The following is a 14,423-nucleotide window of genomic DNA, read 5'->3' as shown; positions in this document are numbered from 1 at the left end:
GAATCGAGTCTAGATCAAGCGTGGCAGTATACGCGGGCTATCCCCGTAGTTCATCCTCGAACCTTATCCTCGATGACGAGTCGAACCGACACTCTGTAGATAATGGCGTGATAATGCTGCGATTGATTCTGATGGCCCTGACCCTGTTCAGCGGTTTTGCCCAAGCCTCCGTGCTGCTACAACAACCGATCACCCTGGACACCGGCAGCGGCGAGCTGTTCGGCTCGTTGCTGCTGCCGCGCTCCGACGCACCGGTACCCGTGGTGTTGATCGTGTCCGGCTCAGGCCCCACCGATCGCGATGGCAACAATCCCGATGGCGGTCGCACCGACAGCCTCAAGCGTCTGGCCGGGGTACTGGCCAGTCACAATATTGCCAGCGTGCGCTTCGACAAGCGTGGCGTGGCCGCCAGCCTGGCGGCCGCACCCGACGAGCGAACCCTGAGTATCGAGGGATATACGGCGGATGTGGTGGCCTGGGGCGAGAAGCTCAAGGCCGACCCGCGTTTCGGGCCACTGATCCTGCTCGGCCACAGCGAGGGCGCATTGATCGCCACCCTGGCGGCGCCCAAGCTGGACGTCGCGGCGCTGATCAGCGTCGCCGGCAGCGGCCGCCCGGTCGACAGCGTGGTCCGCCAGCAACTGGCCAATAACCTGCCGCCGGCCTTGATGTTGCGGGCCAACGCTCTGCTCGACAGCCTCAAGGCCGGGCACCTGGACAACGATATCCCCGCGCCGCTGATGCCGATTTTCCGTCCCAGCGTCCAGCCCTACCTGATCAGCCTGTTTCGCCAGGACCCGGCGGCGGCTTTCGCCCGCCTGAAGATACCCGCACTGATCGTCCAGGGCCGCAACGACATCCAGGTCGGCGTCGGCGATGCCGAGGCGCTCAAGGCCGCCAAGCCGGACGCGCAGCTGGCGCTGATTGACGGCATGAACCATGTGCTGCGTATCGTCCCCGAAGATATCAAGAGCCAGCTGGCCTCCTACAAGGACCCGCAACTGCCTCTGGCCGCCGAACTGGGCAGCCGGATCCTGGCCTTTATCGACGGGCTGCCGCATCACTGAGGCCCGGCTTGAGGGCGTCAAAAGCTTCGCGGGCAAGCCCAGCTCCTACAGTTCAGTGTCGTGTGTAAAATTTGTGTTCGACACTGGACTGTAGGAGCTGGGCTTGCCCGCGAAGAGGCCCTCAAGACCGCTACAGGACCGGTGCCAGGCCCAAGGGCACTTTCTGCTCCAGTCCTGCCAAAAACGGCCGATAAGTCATTGCCGGTACCGATATTGTGACCGGCAAGCTGGATACGGACAGGATCTTGCCGAATGACTGAACCCCAAGCCTCAACCGAAAACACCGCCGAAGCCGCCGAGGCCCCGCCCGTGGAGCTGCCGTGGGCGGACGTCCAGGCCGAGCATTTCAAGCTGCTGCGCCTGGCGCCCCTGCCCACCGAGCGCAGCACCGGCGCCCGCCCCCTGCGGTTTGTCCAGTTCGGCTACGCCGAGCGCCATAGCAAGGAACGCAGCCTGCTGCGCCTGGAGATCCAGCTGCCGGGACAACGGGTGCGCAAGGAACAGAACCACCTGGACGTGTGGGTCGACCACAGCACCAAGCGCGTGCATTTCGGACCGGAAAGCGGCTTGCAGGTCGAGCCGATGAATCGCGGTATCGGACGTTTCCTGGCCGCCCAGGCGGCGATCTGGGCCCAGAAGAAGGGCTCACATTACGTGGTCGATGGCGCCACCCTGCAAAACAAGGACGCCCTGAACGAAGACACCCGCCTGCGCCGCGATCACTTCCTGAAAGTCCAGGGTTACGAAGTCGAATACGCGGATGCCCCCCTGCACCTCAAGGGCAGCTACAAGGACGTGCGGGTCGGCGACCTGCGCACGGCGTGGAACACCGAAAAACTGCAATTCGTCGAAATACTCGAAGCGGCGCAGATGCTGCAGACCGCCGAACAGAACCTGCTGGAACAGGAAGTGAAGCTGCGCCAGCAGGAAGAACGCGTGAGCAAATTCAAGCGTGAAGACACCGGCCTGCGCTTCACCATCACCTGCCTGGTGGCCTTTGCAATGTTCCAGGCCGGCTTGCTGATCTGGATCGCGACCCGTCACTGAACCTTGTGGCGCCCATCCAAGGGCGCCAGGGTCAGGCCAACGACGAAGGCTTCAACCCCGATGCAACTTGCTCATCAGTTCCGCCTCGGCCTGGGTCAGGCCGCAGGACTGCGTCAATTCATCAACGCTGGCCCCCATCCCCACCAGCCGTGCCGCCTGGGCGAAGGACAGGCTCGACGGATCACGCTGCTCCAGTTGGGCAAGCTTTTCCGGTAGCGGCGCGACGACGGCCCGCAGCTCGTGCAGGTCCTCGCCCATGCGCACGGTGCCGTTCTGGAAGTTATCCACGCGCCGCGCCAGCTCCTTGATGCGCTGGTCCCGCAACGCATCGCCCTCGGCCTGCTGCCCGGCAATCAGACGCTGGTTGCGGGCATAGACCACAAACATCCCTACGGTCCCGGCCCACAACAGGGACAGGAGAATAACGGCGACCTCAAGAATCAATCAGATGCTCTCCAGCTCGGACCATTCTTCTTCGCTCATCATTTTGTCCAGCTCAACCAGAATCAGCAGTTCGTTGTTCTTGTTGCACACGCCCTGGATGAACTTGGCCGATTCGTCGTTACCCACGTTCGGCGCGGTTTCGACTTCCGACTGACGCAGATAGACCACTTCGGCCACGCTGTCGACCATGATGCCGACCACTTGCTTGTCGGCCTCGATGATCACGATACGGGTGTTGTCGTTCACTTCGGTCGGCATCAGGCCAAAACGCTGGCGGGTGTCGATCACGGTGACCACGTTGCCGCGCAGGTTGATGATCCCCAGCACGTAGCTCGGTGCACCCGGTACCGGGGCGATCTCGGTGTAGCGCAGGACTTCCTGGACGCGCATCACGTTGATCCCATAGGACTCGTTATCCAGCTTGAAGGTTACCCATTGCAGGATCGGATCTTCGGAACTCTGTGCGGACGACGACTTATTCATACCCCTGACCCTCAATGACCGTTGATACGGTGTGTGCTCTGGCAAGCCTCGCGGGGGGACCGCTAGGACGCCGTTATTTGTTCGTTGGTTTGCTGGCTGGTTTACCGGCCGGCTTGTTCGTTTGCAGATGTTTCACCGCACCGCTGGCGATCAGTTCAGCCAGTTCGGAGACGTCGAGCAACGCACACATGTGTTCGATGACCGTGCCGGCCAGCCACGGCCGCTGTCCACGATGGGTACGCCATTTGATTTCGTTGGGGTCCAGGCGCAGGGAACGGCTGACCTGATGCACCGCCAGCCCCCATTCGTAGCCCTGGACCGAGATCACATATTGCAGCCCCTGGCGGAAATCGTCGCGATAACGGTCCGGCATCACCCAGCGCGCGGTATCCAGCACTTTCAGGTTGCCGGCCTGGCTCGGCAGGATCCCGAGGAACCATTCCGGCTGTCCGAACAATGGCGTCAGCTCGTGCCCCGCCAGCGAATAGATCGACCCCAGGCACACCAGCGGCACCGCCAGGGTCAGCCCGGCGACGTCGAACAGCAGGCATTCGAAAGGCTCGGCCGCCCAATGGGGACGCTCGTCGCCCTGCATCGGTGGCGGCGGGATATTCGCCGCGGGCGGCAGATGCACCTCGACCACCGGCTCCACCACCACGGGCGCGACCGGCACAACCTGCGGTATCGCCACCGGCGCTTCCAACGCCACTGGCACTGGCGCAGGCGCCGTCACCACGGGTGCGGCAACCACGGCTTGCGCGGCCAGGGCATCGCGGGCCTGCTCTTCGAGCACGGCGGCCTGGAACTCGTCCAGCTCGCTGGCCACGCTCGTCTCTACCAGCAGCGGTACCGCGACCGGCACCTCGACGGCGACGGCGATTTCCACCGGCAACTCTTCGGTCGCCTCCTGCAGCAGTGCATCCAGATAGGATTGCAGCGCCACTTGCGGCCGTGTGGTGATTTCGACAGGACGGATCATGTGCATGCCCATGGAGATGTCCCGTTACAGTAACCTGTAAAGGGTATCGGCTGGACAGGCAGATGACTTGAGGACTGGGACACGTCAGGCCACCTGCGGAATGAGTTGTTGGGTCAGCAAGTGCTTGAGCAAGGCCCGATAGGCCAGCACGCCCCGGCTCTTGCCGTCGAACTGCGATGGTGTGACACCCGCCCGGCTGGCATCGCGCAGGCGCGTGTCGACCGGAATGTAGCCTTCCCAGATGGTTTCCGGGAACTTGTCGCGCAGGACCCGCAGAGTCCCCATGGACGCCTGGGTCCGGCGATCGAACAAGGTCGGTACGATGGTGTAGGGCAAAGCCTGCTTGCGTGAACGGTTGATCATCGCCAGGGTGTTGACCATCCGTTCCAGTCCCTTGACCGCCAGATGTTCGGTCTGTACCGGCACCACCAGTTGCTGGCTCGCCGCCAAGGCGTTGACCATCAATACACCCAGCAGCGGCGGGCTGTCGATCACCGCGTAATCGAAGTCCTGCCACAGCTGCGCCAGACTCTTGGCGATCACCAGGCCCAGGCCGCTCTGGCCCGGCGACAAGCGCTCAAGGGTCGCCAGGGCGGTGCTGGAGGGCAACAGGGAAATCCGCTCGTCGCTGGTGGACAGCAGCAATTGCCCGGGCAAGCCCACAGGCACCGTGCCCCGGTGCTGGAACAGGTCGAAGGTGCTGTGTTCCAGGGTATCGGGGTCATAACCGAAATAGCTGGTCATCGAGCCGTGGGGGTCGAGGTCGACCACGACCACGCGCTTGCCCGCCTCGGCCAGCAATCCGGCTAAAGCGATGGAGGAAGTGGTCTTACCGACGCCACCCTTTTGATTGGCTACTGCCCAGACTCTCATTCAGTGTATTCCTCCCGCCCGGCGTCAAGCCGGCCGAGAAATAGCGCCAAGTTATAGAGCAGGTGCCGGAGATTTGACGGCCTTCTCGCGTACCGCTTGCTTTATCGCTGGCGGTGCAGTTTGTGTGCCAGCACGCTTCAAGGCCGCGTCCGGTGTTGCATTGGCCGTGCCGGTACCGGTCAGGCTGCGGCGTACGTCGAGATTACGCGACACCACCAGCACCACCCGCCGGTTGCGCGCCCGGCCTTCGGCGGTGGCATTGTTGGCCACCGGCTGGAACTCGCCATACCCCACCGATGCCAGCCGGCCGGGGTTGACCCCGTCCATGGCCATCATCCGCACGATACTCGCCGAACGGGCCGAGGACAGCTCCCAGTTGGTGGGATATTGCGCGGTACGGATCGGCTGGTCGTCGGTAAAGCCTTCGACGTGGATCGGGTTGTCGAAGGGTTTGAGGATCTTCGCCACCTTCTCGATGATGTTGAACGCCATGTCACTGGGCATTGCATCGCCGCTGCCGAACAGCAGGCTGGAGTTGAGTTCGATCTCGACCCACAGTTCGTTGCCGCGCACGGTCATCTGGTTGGAACTGATCAGGTCGCCGAACGCCGCGCTGATATCGTCGGCGATGCTCTTGAGCGGGTCCTTGGCCCCCTGGCCGATGGCGGCATCGGTCTGATCGACATCCTTGATCAGCGGGTCGGCCGGCTTGACCGTGACCGGGCGCTCGTCACCGATGGGAATCGGCTTGAGGCTGCGGTCGGCGTCGTTGAAGACCCCGACCAGCGCCTGGGAGATCACCTTGTACTTGCCTTCGTTGATCGAGGAAATCGAGTACATGACCACGAAAAAGGCGAACAGCAGCGTGATGAAGTCAGCGTAGGAAACCAACCAGCGCTCGTGATTCACATGCTCTTCGTGTTGGCGACGTCTGGCCATGTCTACTCCATCACTCCATGAAGCCTTGCAGCTTCAATTCAATGGAGCGCGGGTTCTCGCCCTCGGCAATCGACAGGATGCCCTCGAGGAGCATTTCCCGATAACGCGACTGGCGAAAGGCAATCGACTTGAGCTTGCTGGCCACCGGCAGCAGTATCAGGTTGGCACTGGCCACGCCGTAGATGGTCGCGACAAAGGCCACGGCAATCCCGCTACCCAGTTGCGAGGGGTCGCCGAGGTTGCCCATCACGTGAATCAAGCCCATCACCGCACCGATGATACCGATGGTCGGCGCATAGCCGCCCATGCTTTCGAAGACCTTGGCGGCCTCGATATCACGGCTTTCCTGGGTGTAGAAGTCCACTTCGAGAATGCTGCGGATGGCTTCCGGCTCGGCACCGTCGACCAGCAGTTGCAGGCCCTTGCGCGAGTAGGTGTCGGGCTCGGCCTCGGCGATGCTTTCCAGGCCCAACAGGCCTTCCTTGCGCGCCGTCAGACTCCAGTTGACCACGCGCTCGACGCCGGCAGGCAGATCGATACGCGGTGGAAAGAGGATCCAGATAAGAATCTGCATGGCGCGCTTGAACGCGCTCATCGGCGATTGCAGCAAGGCCGCGCCGATGGTCCCGCCCAGCACGATCAAGGCGGCCGGACCGTTGGCCAAGGCCCCCAGGTGACCACCTTCGAGGAAGTTGCCGCCGATGATGGCGACAAACGCCAGAATCATCCCGATAAGGCTCAACACATCCATCAGAGACAAGCCTCGACCAGGTGCTTGCCGATTTCATCGAGGCTGTACACCGCATCGGCCAGCTCAGCCTTGACGATGGCCATGGGCATGCCGTAGATCACGCAACTGGCTTCGTCCTGGGCCCAGATGGCACTGCCGCCCTGCTTGAGCAGGCGCGCGCCTTCACGACCATCGGCGCCCATGCCAGTGAGGACCACCGCCAGAACTTTGTCACCGTAGGACTTGGCCGCGGAACCAAAGGTGATATCCACACAAGGCTTGTAGTTCAGACGCTCATCGCCTGGCAGGATTTTCACCGCGCCACGCCCGTCGATCATCATCTGCTTGCCGCCCGGGGCGAGCAGGGCCAGCCCGGGACGCAGGATGTCGCCATCCTCGGCTTCCTTGACGCTGATCTGGCAAAGCTTGTCCAGACGTTCGGCAAAAGCCTTGGTGAAGGCCGCCGGCATATGCTGGATCAACACGATGGGCGCCGGGAAGCTGGCCGGCAACTGGGTCAGGACCCGCTGCAGGGCTACCGGACCACCGGTGGAGGTACCGATGGCAACCAGCTTGTAGGCCTTGCGCTTCGGCGCGCCGGAGGTCGAGACCGCGGCGTGTGCGGGCGCCGGAGCGCGACTGGCCACCGGGGTGGTGCGCACGGGTGCCGGAGCCGGGCTGCCGTAGCTGCTGGACGCCGGTGTCGGCGTAGGGGCCGGAGACGGCGCGGCAGCAGGCACACTGCTGAAGCGGCGGTTACTGCGCGAGATGCTGTGAACCTTCTCGCACAGCAGCTGCTTGACCTTCTCCGGGTTGCGCGAGATATCTTCGAAATTCTTCGGCAGGAAGTCCACGGCCCCGGCGTCCAGCGCATCGAGGGTGACCCGGGCGCCTTCGTGGGTGAGGGACGAGAACATCAGCACCGGCGTCGGGCAGCGCTGCATGATATGCCGCACCGCCGTGATGCCGTCCATCATCGGCATCTCGTAGTCCATGGTAATCACGTCCGGCTTGAGGGCCAGGGCCTGATCGATGGCTTCTTTACCGTTGGTCGCCGTACCGACGACCTGAATGCTTGGATCCGCCGAAAGAATTTCCGAGACGCGGCGGCGGAAAAACCCCGAATCATCCACCACCAGGACCTTGACTACCATAAACACTCCGTTAGGCACGGCGGCGGGCTTAAGCCCAGCCGCCGGGCCAGAATCAAATACGCCGTGCGGCGTAACGCTTGAGCATGCTCGGCACGTCGAGAATCAGGGCAATGCGACCGTCACCGGTAATGGTGGCGCCCGACATGCCCGGGGTCCCTTGCAGCATCTTGCCCAGCGGTTTGATGACCACTTCTTCCTGGCCGACCAACTGATCGACGACAAAGCCGATCCGCTGGGTGCCCACCGAAAGGATCACCACGTGGCCTTCACGCTGCTCTTCATGAGCGGCCGAGCTGACCAGCCAGCGCTTGAGGTAGAACAGCGGCAGGGCCTTGTCGCGGACGATCACCACTTCCTGGCCGTCGACCACGTTGGTGCGCGACAGGTCGAGGTGGAAGATCTCGTTGACGTTGACCAGCGGGAAGGCAAAAGCCTGGTTGCCGAGCATGACCATCAGGGTCGGCATGATCGCCAGGGTCAACGGGACCTTGATGACGATCTTCGAGCCCTTGCCCTTGGTCGAGTAGATGTTGATGGTACCGTTGAGCTGGGCGATCTTGGTTTTCACCACGTCCATGCCCACGCCACGCCCTGACACGTCGGAAATCTCGGTCTTGGTCGAGAAGCCCGGAGCGAAGATCAGGTTGAAGCAGTCGGTCTCGCTCAGGCGATCGGCCGCATCCTTGTCCATCAGGCCCTTCTTCACCGCGATACTGCGCAGCACGTCGGCGTCCATGCCCTTGCCGTCATCGGAGATCGACAGCAGGATGTGGTCGCCTTCCTGCTCGGCGGAGAGGATGACCCGACCGCTGCGGGACTTGCCCATGGCTTCGCGGTCGGCCGGTTCTTCGATACCGTGGTCGACCGAGTTGCGCACCAAGTGGACCAGCGGGTCGGCCAGGGCCTCCACCAGGTTCTTGTCGAGGTCGGTCTCTTCGCCCACCAGTTCCAGGTTGATCTCTTTCTTCAACTGCCGGGCCAGGTCGCGAACCAGGCGCGGGAAGCGGCCGAAGACTTTCTTGATCGGCTGCATGCGGGTTTTCATCACCGCGGTCTGCAGGTCGGCGGTCACCACGTCGAGGTTGGACACGGCCTTGGACATGGCTTCATCGCCGCTGTTCAAGCCCAGGCGCACCAGGCGGTTACGCACCAGCACCAGTTCGCCGACCATGTTCATGATCTCGTCCAGGCGCGCGGTATCAACCCGCACGGTGGTTTCCGCTTCGCTGGCGGCCGGCTTGTCGCCAGCCGCAGCGGCAGGCGCCGGGGCACGGGCCGGAGCCGGTGCGGCGGCAGGTGCCGGTGCGGCCTTGGCCGGTGCTGGCGTCGCTGGCGCCTTGGCAACAGGTGCAGGTGCAGCGGCAGCCGGTTTGGTCGCGGCCGGCGTGGCCACCGCCGTGGTCGCGGCCACTTCGGTGAACTTGCCCTTGCCATGCAGCTCGTCGAGCAGCGATTCGAATTCCTGGTCGGTGATCAGATCACCGCCTGCAGCGCCGGTTTTCTCTGCTGCCTGGGCCGCAGCCGGAGTGGTATCGAGCGCCTCGACCTTGAACGAACCCTTGCCATGCAACTGGTCGAGCAAGGCTTCGAATTCGTCGTCGGTGATATCGCTACTTTTTTCAGCCCCACCGCTGGGCGCCGCCGGTGCTGCCGGCGGAGTCGGCGCCGCCACGGCATCCGGCGCGAACTGGCCCTTGCCGTGCAACTGGTCGAGCAGGGATTCGAACTCGGCGTCGGTGATTTCATCGCCACCGGCCTCGCCTTGTACCGCCGCCACGGCCTTGGGCGCCTCGGCTTCGGCCTTGACGCTGTTCAGGGAGTCGAGCAGCATTTCGAATTCGTTATCGGTGATGTCGCCGGATTCGCTTTCAGCGACCGGTTCCGGCTCCGCCACTTCGGCCACTGGCGCGGCCACTTCCTCGGCACCCGCCGGTTCCGCCAGGCGCGCCAAGGCCGCCAGCAGCTCCGGGGTGGCCGCAGTGATCGGGCCACGTTCACGGACTTCGCTGAACATGCCGTTCACCGCATCCAGCGCTTCCAGGACCACGTCCATCAGCTCCGAGTCGACGCGTCGCTCCCCCTTGCGCAGGATATCGAACACGTTCTCGGCGATGTGACAGCACTCCACCAGCTCGTTGAGCTGGAGGAAGCCGGCGCCCCCTTTTACAGTGTGAAAACCGCGAAAGATTGCATTGAGCAGATCCGCATCATCTGGCCGGCTTTCCAGCTCGACCAGTTGTTCGGACAGTTGCTCCAGAATCTCGCCGGCCTCAACCAGAAAATCCTGAAGGATCTCTTCATCGGCGCCGAAGCTCATGTGTTTGGGTGCTCCTAGAATCCAAGACTGGAAAGCAAATCGTCGACATCGTCCTGACCGGACATAACGTCTTCACGTTTATCGGCATGAATCTGCGGACCTTCACCCTGGGCCATCTGTTTTTGTGGGTCTTTTTCGGCAAGAAGCGCATCGCGGTCATGTTCGATACCGGCAAAGCGGTCGACCTGACTGGCCATCAGCACCAATTTGAGCAGATTGCTTTCCACTTCGGTGACCATCTGGGTCACGCGCTTGATCACCTGGCCGGTAAGGTCCTGGTAATCCTGGGCCAGCAGAATATCGTTCAGCTCGCTCGAAACAGCGCGGGTTTCCTGCTCGCTGCGGGACAGGAATGTCTCGACCCGCCGCGCCAGCTCGCGAAACTCCTGGGCACCGACTTCGCGCCGCATGAAACGGCCCCAGTCGGCGCCCAGGGCCTTGGCCTCGACGTTCAGGCCAGTGATCCTCGGGGTCGCACTCTCCACCAGGTCCATGGTGCGATTGGCCGCCGCTTCGGTCAGCCTGACCACATAGGACAGGCGCTCGGTGGCGTCGGTGATCTGCGACACTTCCTCGGCCTGCGGCATATGCGGGTCGATCTGGAAGTTGACAATGGCGCTGTGCAATTCGCGGGTGAGCTTGCCGACTTCCAGGTACAGGCCACGGTCACGGGTCTGATTCAGCTCATGGATCATTTGCACCGCGTCGCCAAACCGGCCTTTTTCAAGGCTGTCGACCAGCTCGCGGGCATGTTTTTTCAGGGTTAGTTCAAAATCACCCAGTGAAGATTCGTTGTGCTCCATAGCGCCCCCGTGGTGGACTTCATCAACCGATGCGTTCGAAGATCTTCTCGATCTTCTCTTTCAACGCCTGGGCCGTGAATGGTTTGACCACATAGCCGTTTACACCGGCCTGGGCAGCTTCGATGATCTGCTCGCGCTTGGCTTCAGCGGTCACCATCAGCACCGGCAGGTGCTTGAGCTTTTCATCGGCGCGCACGTGGCGCAGCAGATCGATACCGGTCATGCCGGGCATGTTCCAGTCGGTGACCAGAAAGTCGATGCTACCGCTGTTGAGGACGGGAATCGCGGTAGTACCGTCGTCCGCCTCAACCGTGTTGGTGAACCCGAGGTCACGCAACAGGTTCTTGATGATCCGCCGCATCGTTGAAAAATCATCAACGATGAGGATTTTCATGTTCTTGTCCAATTCGACCTCCAAGCAGTCTTAAACGCGTACAGCACCTGGACGCGCTGTTCAATCAATTCGGCACAGCACTCAACGACTGCATGGAAACGCCATCCGGCCGAGTCACCCACAAGGCGTCAAACGCCTTGCCGGTCTCGTTCGCAGTGTTCCCACACTGCCCTCAGCGCGCTCGCCACTCCCCCAAACGCCCCCGCAAACGGGCCGCGCACTGGCTGTGTAACTGGCTGACTCGCGACTCGCTGACCCCCAGCACCTCACCAATTTCCTTGAGGTTCAGCTCCTCGTCGTAGTACAGCGCCAAGACCAGTCGCTCACGCTCCGGCAAATTGGCAATCGCATCCGCCAGCGCTGCCTGGAAGCGTTCATCCTCCAGGTCGCGCGACGGCTCGAGATGAGCACTTGCGCCGTCCTCGTGCAGCCCTTCATGGTCGCCGTCCTGCAACAGGTCGTCGAAACTGAACAGGCGGCTGCCCAAGGTATCGTTCAAAATCCCGTAATAATCGTCGAGACTCAATTGGAGTTCGGCTGCAACCTCGTGATCTTTAGCGTCACGGCCGGTTTTTGCTTCAATTGCGCGAATTGCGTCACTGACCATACGGGTATTGCGGTGTACCGAACGTGGTGCCCAGTCGCCCTTGCGCACTTCATCGAGCATCGCGCCGCGGATACGAATGCCGGCATAGGTCTCGAAACTGGCACCCTTGCTCGCGTCGTACTTGGTCGAGACTTCCAGCAGCCCGATCATCCCGGCCTGGATCAGATCCTCGACCTGGACACTGGCCGGCAGCCGCGCCAGCAGGTGATAGGCGATACGTTTGACCAACGGCGCGTAACGTTCGATCAATTCATATTGGCTGTCACGCGACGACTTGGAATACATGCGATAGCCACTGGCAGTCATAGCACCGGTCCCGCACTCGTTTGATGCACCAGACGCTCGACGAAAAACTCCAGATGCCCCCGTGGATTGGCGGGAAGCGGCCAGGTGTCGACCTTCTGAGCGATAGCCTTGAACGCCAAGGCACATTTCGAACGAGGGAATGCCTCGTAGACCGCACGCTGCTTTTGCACGGCCTTGCGCACACACTCGTCATAGGGAACGGCGCCGACGTATTGTAAGGCCACGTCCAGGAAACGATCCGTGACCTTGGTCAACTTGGCGAACAGGTTGCGGCCTTCCTGCGGGCTCTGGGCCATGTTGGCCAGCACGCGGAAGCGGTTCATGCCGTAGTCGCGGTTGAGCAACTTGATCAAGGCGTAGGCATCGGTGATGGAAGTCGGCTCGTCGCAGACCACCAGCAGCACTTCCTGGGCCGCGCGGACGAAGCTGACCACCGACTCACCAATGCCCGCGGCGGTGTCGATCACCAGCACGTCGAGGTTGTCGCCGATATCGCTGAATGCCTGGATCAGGCCGGCATGCTGCGCCGGGCTCAGGTGCACCATGCTCTGGGTCCCCGAGGCCGCCGGCACGATACGAATCCCGCCTGGGCCTTGCAACAGCACATCGCGCAGCTCACAGCGGCCTTCGACCACGTCGGCCAGGGTGCGTTTGGGTGTCAGGCCCAGCAGGACGTCGACATTCGCCAGCCCCAGATCCGCATCCAGCAGCATGACGCGCCGGCCAAGCTCAGCCAGGGCCAGGGATAAATTCACTGACACGTTGGTCTTCCCGACGCCACCTTTGCCGCCGGTCACCGCGATCACCTGTACGGGATGCATGCTGCCCATGTTCTCTTCTTACCTTGTCTTGCTTAGACGGAAGGCCACATAACTGGCTGCGCGTTCACTTGTCGGAACAATGCGTGGCAGACCATCGATGTAGGTAATTTGCAACGTCTGAATACTCATCTCAACCCACCCGTTTTGACGGGCTGTGGTAGATATCAGCGAACATATCGGCCATGGCTTCCTCGCTGGGTTCTTCCTGCATTTGCACACTGACCGCCCTGGACACCAATTGATGCCGGCGCGGCAGGTGTAGATCATCCGGAATGCGTGGCCCGTCGGTCAGGTAGGCCACTGGTAATTCGTGACTGATGGCCAGGCTCAGCACTTCGCCGAGGCTCGCCGTTTCATCAAGTTTAGTCAGGATGCAACCGGCCAGCCCGCAGCGCTTGTAGCTGTGGTAGGCGGCGGTCAGCACCTGTTTCTGGCTGGTGGTGGCCAGGACCAGATAATTCTTCGCCTTGATCCCGCGTCCGGCCAGGCTTTCCAGTTGCATGCGCAACGCCGGATCGCTGGCCTGCAGGCCAGCGGTATCGATCAGCACCACGCGCTTGCGCAGCAGCGGGTCGAGGGCCTGGGCCAGGGACTGGCCCGGGTCGACATGGGTCACCGAGACGTTGAGGATCCGCCCCAGGGTCTTGAGTTGCTCCTGGGCACCGATACGGAAGCTGTCCATGCTCACCAGCGCGATGTTCTGCGCGCCGTACTTGAGCACATAACGCGCCGCCAGCTTGGCCAGGGTGGTGGTCTTGCCCATGCCGGCCGGGCCGACCATGGCGATTACACCGCCTTCTTCCAGTGGCTCGATCTCGGGCGTGACGATCATCCGCGCCAGGTGCGCCAGCAGCATGCGCCAGGCCTGGCGCGGCTCCTCGATCCCGTTCACCAGTTCCAGCAGGTCCCGCGACAACGGCCCGGACAGGCCGATACGCTGCAGGCGACGCCAGAGGTTGGCCTGTTGCGGCTGACGACCTTGCAACTGGTTCCAGGCCAGGGAGCCGAGCTGGACTTCCAGCAGCTCGCGCAGGCCGTTGAGCTCCGAACGCATCGAGTCGAACACTCGCTGGTCCACCGCCGGGGCGTGTGCGACAGGCGCTGGCGCCGGGCGCCGCGGCTCTTCGAAAGTCGGTTCGATCAGCGGCTCGGCGGCGGTCAGCGGCAGGCCGGCGAACAGTTGGCGATTGGTCGTGGCGTCGGTATCGCCGTCGCTGCGCAGGCTCAGCTCGGCCTGGGCGGTAACGATACGCGACTGAGTCTTGCGCAGCTCGTCTTCGAGTTCCATGTTCGGCACCCGCGGCGACAGCGCCGAGAGCTTGTAGTCCAGGGCAGCCGTCAGCTCGACACCGCCCGCAATCCGGCGGTTGCCGATAATGGCCGCGTCGGAGCCCAGCTCATCACGAACGAGCTTCATGGCCTGACGCATATCGGCGGCGAAAAAACGCTTAACTTGCAT

General features: G+C 62.5%; 15 protein-coding genes. 2 read left to right on the top strand and 13 right to left on the bottom strand.

The window, feature by feature from the left end; all coding sequences use genetic code 11:
- The first annotated feature begins 65 nt into the window (after positions 1–65).
- Complete coding sequence (locus tag M5B42_RS00375) at positions 66–1,067, top strand: alpha/beta fold hydrolase (protein WP_248744997.1); 1,002 nt, start codon at positions 66–68, stop codon at positions 1,065–1,067.
- Positions 1,068–1,319: 252 nt separating this feature from the next.
- Entirely contained in the window at positions 1,320–2,114 is a 795-nt protein-coding gene (locus M5B42_RS00370; RefSeq protein WP_103495935.1) for a hypothetical protein, read from the top strand.
- 51 nt (positions 2,115–2,165) lie between these two features.
- On the opposite strand, the gene M5B42_RS00365 is transcribed toward M5B42_RS00370, so the two are convergent.
- From M5B42_RS00365 to flhF, 13 genes are all read right to left on the bottom strand, one after another.
- Positions 2,166–2,558 carry a DUF2802 domain-containing protein gene (locus tag M5B42_RS00365; RefSeq protein WP_248744709.1) on the bottom strand — a complete coding sequence of 131 codons (393 nt, stop codon included), beginning with the start codon at positions 2,556–2,558 and terminating at the stop codon, positions 2,166–2,168.
- Positions 2,559–3,041, bottom strand: coding sequence for a chemotaxis protein CheW (locus tag M5B42_RS00360; RefSeq protein WP_040069887.1), 483 nt, complete (start codon positions 3,039–3,041; stop codon positions 2,559–2,561). It lies immediately after the preceding gene.
- A gap of 73 nt (positions 3,042–3,114) precedes the next feature.
- Complete coding sequence (locus tag M5B42_RS00355) at positions 3,115–4,020, bottom strand: CheW domain-containing protein (protein WP_248744708.1); 906 nt, start codon at positions 4,018–4,020, stop codon at positions 3,115–3,117.
- Positions 4,021–4,104: 84 nt separating this feature from the next.
- Positions 4,105–4,893: a ParA family protein gene (locus tag M5B42_RS00350; RefSeq protein ID WP_103495936.1), complete on the bottom strand. Its 789-nt coding sequence runs from the start codon at positions 4,891–4,893 to the stop codon at positions 4,105–4,107.
- 51 nt (positions 4,894–4,944) lie between these two features.
- Complete coding sequence (gene motD, locus M5B42_RS00345; RefSeq protein WP_103495937.1) at positions 4,945–5,832, bottom strand: flagellar motor protein MotD; 888 nt, start codon at positions 5,830–5,832, stop codon at positions 4,945–4,947.
- A 10-nt stretch (positions 5,833–5,842) separates the two neighbouring features.
- Positions 5,843–6,583, bottom strand: coding sequence for a flagellar motor protein (locus tag M5B42_RS00340; protein WP_103495938.1), 741 nt, complete (start codon positions 6,581–6,583; stop codon positions 5,843–5,845).
- Positions 6,583–7,716, bottom strand: a complete 1,134-nt coding sequence (locus tag M5B42_RS00335) for a chemotaxis response regulator protein-glutamate methylesterase (protein WP_103495939.1) — start codon at positions 7,714–7,716, stop codon at positions 6,583–6,585. The genes M5B42_RS00340 and M5B42_RS00335 overlap by 1 nt, the downstream gene beginning before the upstream one ends.
- Before the next feature lie 52 nt (positions 7,717–7,768).
- Entirely contained in the window at positions 7,769–10,033 is a 2,265-nt protein-coding gene (locus M5B42_RS00330) for a chemotaxis protein CheA (protein WP_248744707.1), read from the bottom strand.
- 14 nt (positions 10,034–10,047) lie between these two features.
- Complete coding sequence (locus M5B42_RS00325) at positions 10,048–10,836, bottom strand: protein phosphatase CheZ (protein ID WP_103495941.1); 789 nt, start codon at positions 10,834–10,836, stop codon at positions 10,048–10,050.
- Between the two features lie 22 nt (positions 10,837–10,858).
- Entirely contained in the window at positions 10,859–11,230 is a 372-nt protein-coding gene (locus tag M5B42_RS00320) for a chemotaxis response regulator CheY (protein WP_003183998.1), read from the bottom strand.
- A 172-nt stretch (positions 11,231–11,402) separates the two neighbouring features.
- The gene (gene fliA, locus M5B42_RS00315) at positions 11,403–12,143 is read right to left on the bottom strand and encodes an RNA polymerase sigma factor FliA (RefSeq protein WP_103495942.1); all 741 of its coding nucleotides are present in this window, start codon (positions 12,141–12,143) and stop codon (positions 11,403–11,405) included.
- Positions 12,140–12,973 (bottom strand): flagellar synthesis regulator FleN, encoded by an 834-nt coding sequence (gene fleN, locus M5B42_RS00310; RefSeq protein WP_040069867.1) that lies wholly within the window; start codon positions 12,971–12,973, stop codon positions 12,140–12,142. Before fleN ends, fliA begins: the two co-directional genes overlap by 4 nt.
- A gap of 121 nt (positions 12,974–13,094) precedes the next feature.
- Entirely contained in the window at positions 13,095–14,423 is a 1,329-nt protein-coding gene (gene flhF, locus M5B42_RS00305; RefSeq protein ID WP_103495943.1) for a flagellar biosynthesis protein FlhF, read from the bottom strand.

The organism is Pseudomonas sp. MWU12-2037 (assembly GCF_023242345.1).
GTDB lineage: Bacteria > Pseudomonadota > Gammaproteobacteria > Pseudomonadales > Pseudomonadaceae > Aquipseudomonas > Aquipseudomonas gingeri_D.
This window is presented reverse-complemented; position numbering and strand designations above follow the sequence as displayed.

What these genes read in the sequence shown, in the direction of transcription:
- M5B42_RS00370 (WP_103495935.1), top strand. Translation starts at nt 1,320, where the DNA reads ATGACTGAACCCCAAGCCTCAACCGAAAACACCGCCGAAGCCGCCGAG.
- M5B42_RS00360 (WP_040069887.1), bottom strand. Translation starts at nt 3,041, where the DNA reads ATGAATAAGTCGTCGTCCGCACAGAGTTCCGAAGATCCGATCCTGCAA.
- M5B42_RS00355 (WP_248744708.1), bottom strand. Translation starts at nt 4,020, where the DNA reads ATGATCCGTCCTGTCGAAATCACCACACGGCCGCAAGTGGCGCTGCAA.
- M5B42_RS00350 (WP_103495936.1), bottom strand. Translation starts at nt 4,893, where the DNA reads ATGAGAGTCTGGGCAGTAGCCAATCAAAAGGGTGGCGTCGGTAAGACC.
- motD (WP_103495937.1), bottom strand. Translation starts at nt 5,832, where the DNA reads ATGGCCAGACGTCGCCAACACGAAGAGCATGTGAATCACGAGCGCTGG.
- M5B42_RS00340 (WP_103495938.1), bottom strand. Translation starts at nt 6,583, where the DNA reads ATGGATGTGTTGAGCCTTATCGGGATGATTCTGGCGTTTGTCGCCATC.
- M5B42_RS00335 (WP_103495939.1), bottom strand. Translation starts at nt 7,716, where the DNA reads ATGGTAGTCAAGGTCCTGGTGGTGGATGATTCGGGGTTTTTCCGCCGC.
- M5B42_RS00330 (WP_248744707.1), bottom strand. Translation starts at nt 10,033, where the DNA reads ATGAGCTTCGGCGCCGATGAAGAGATCCTTCAGGATTTTCTGGTTGAG.
- M5B42_RS00325 (WP_103495941.1), bottom strand. Translation starts at nt 10,836, where the DNA reads ATGGAGCACAACGAATCTTCACTGGGTGATTTTGAACTAACCCTGAAA.
- M5B42_RS00320 (WP_003183998.1), bottom strand. Translation starts at nt 11,230, where the DNA reads ATGAAAATCCTCATCGTTGATGATTTTTCAACGATGCGGCGGATCATC.
- fliA (WP_103495942.1), bottom strand. Translation starts at nt 12,143, where the DNA reads ATGACTGCCAGTGGCTATCGCATGTATTCCAAGTCGTCGCGTGACAGC.
- fleN (WP_040069867.1), bottom strand. Translation starts at nt 12,973, where the DNA reads ATGGGCAGCATGCATCCCGTACAGGTGATCGCGGTGACCGGCGGCAAA.
- flhF (WP_103495943.1), bottom strand. Translation starts at nt 14,423, where the DNA reads ATGCAAGTTAAGCGTTTTTTCGCCGCCGATATGCGTCAGGCCATGAAG.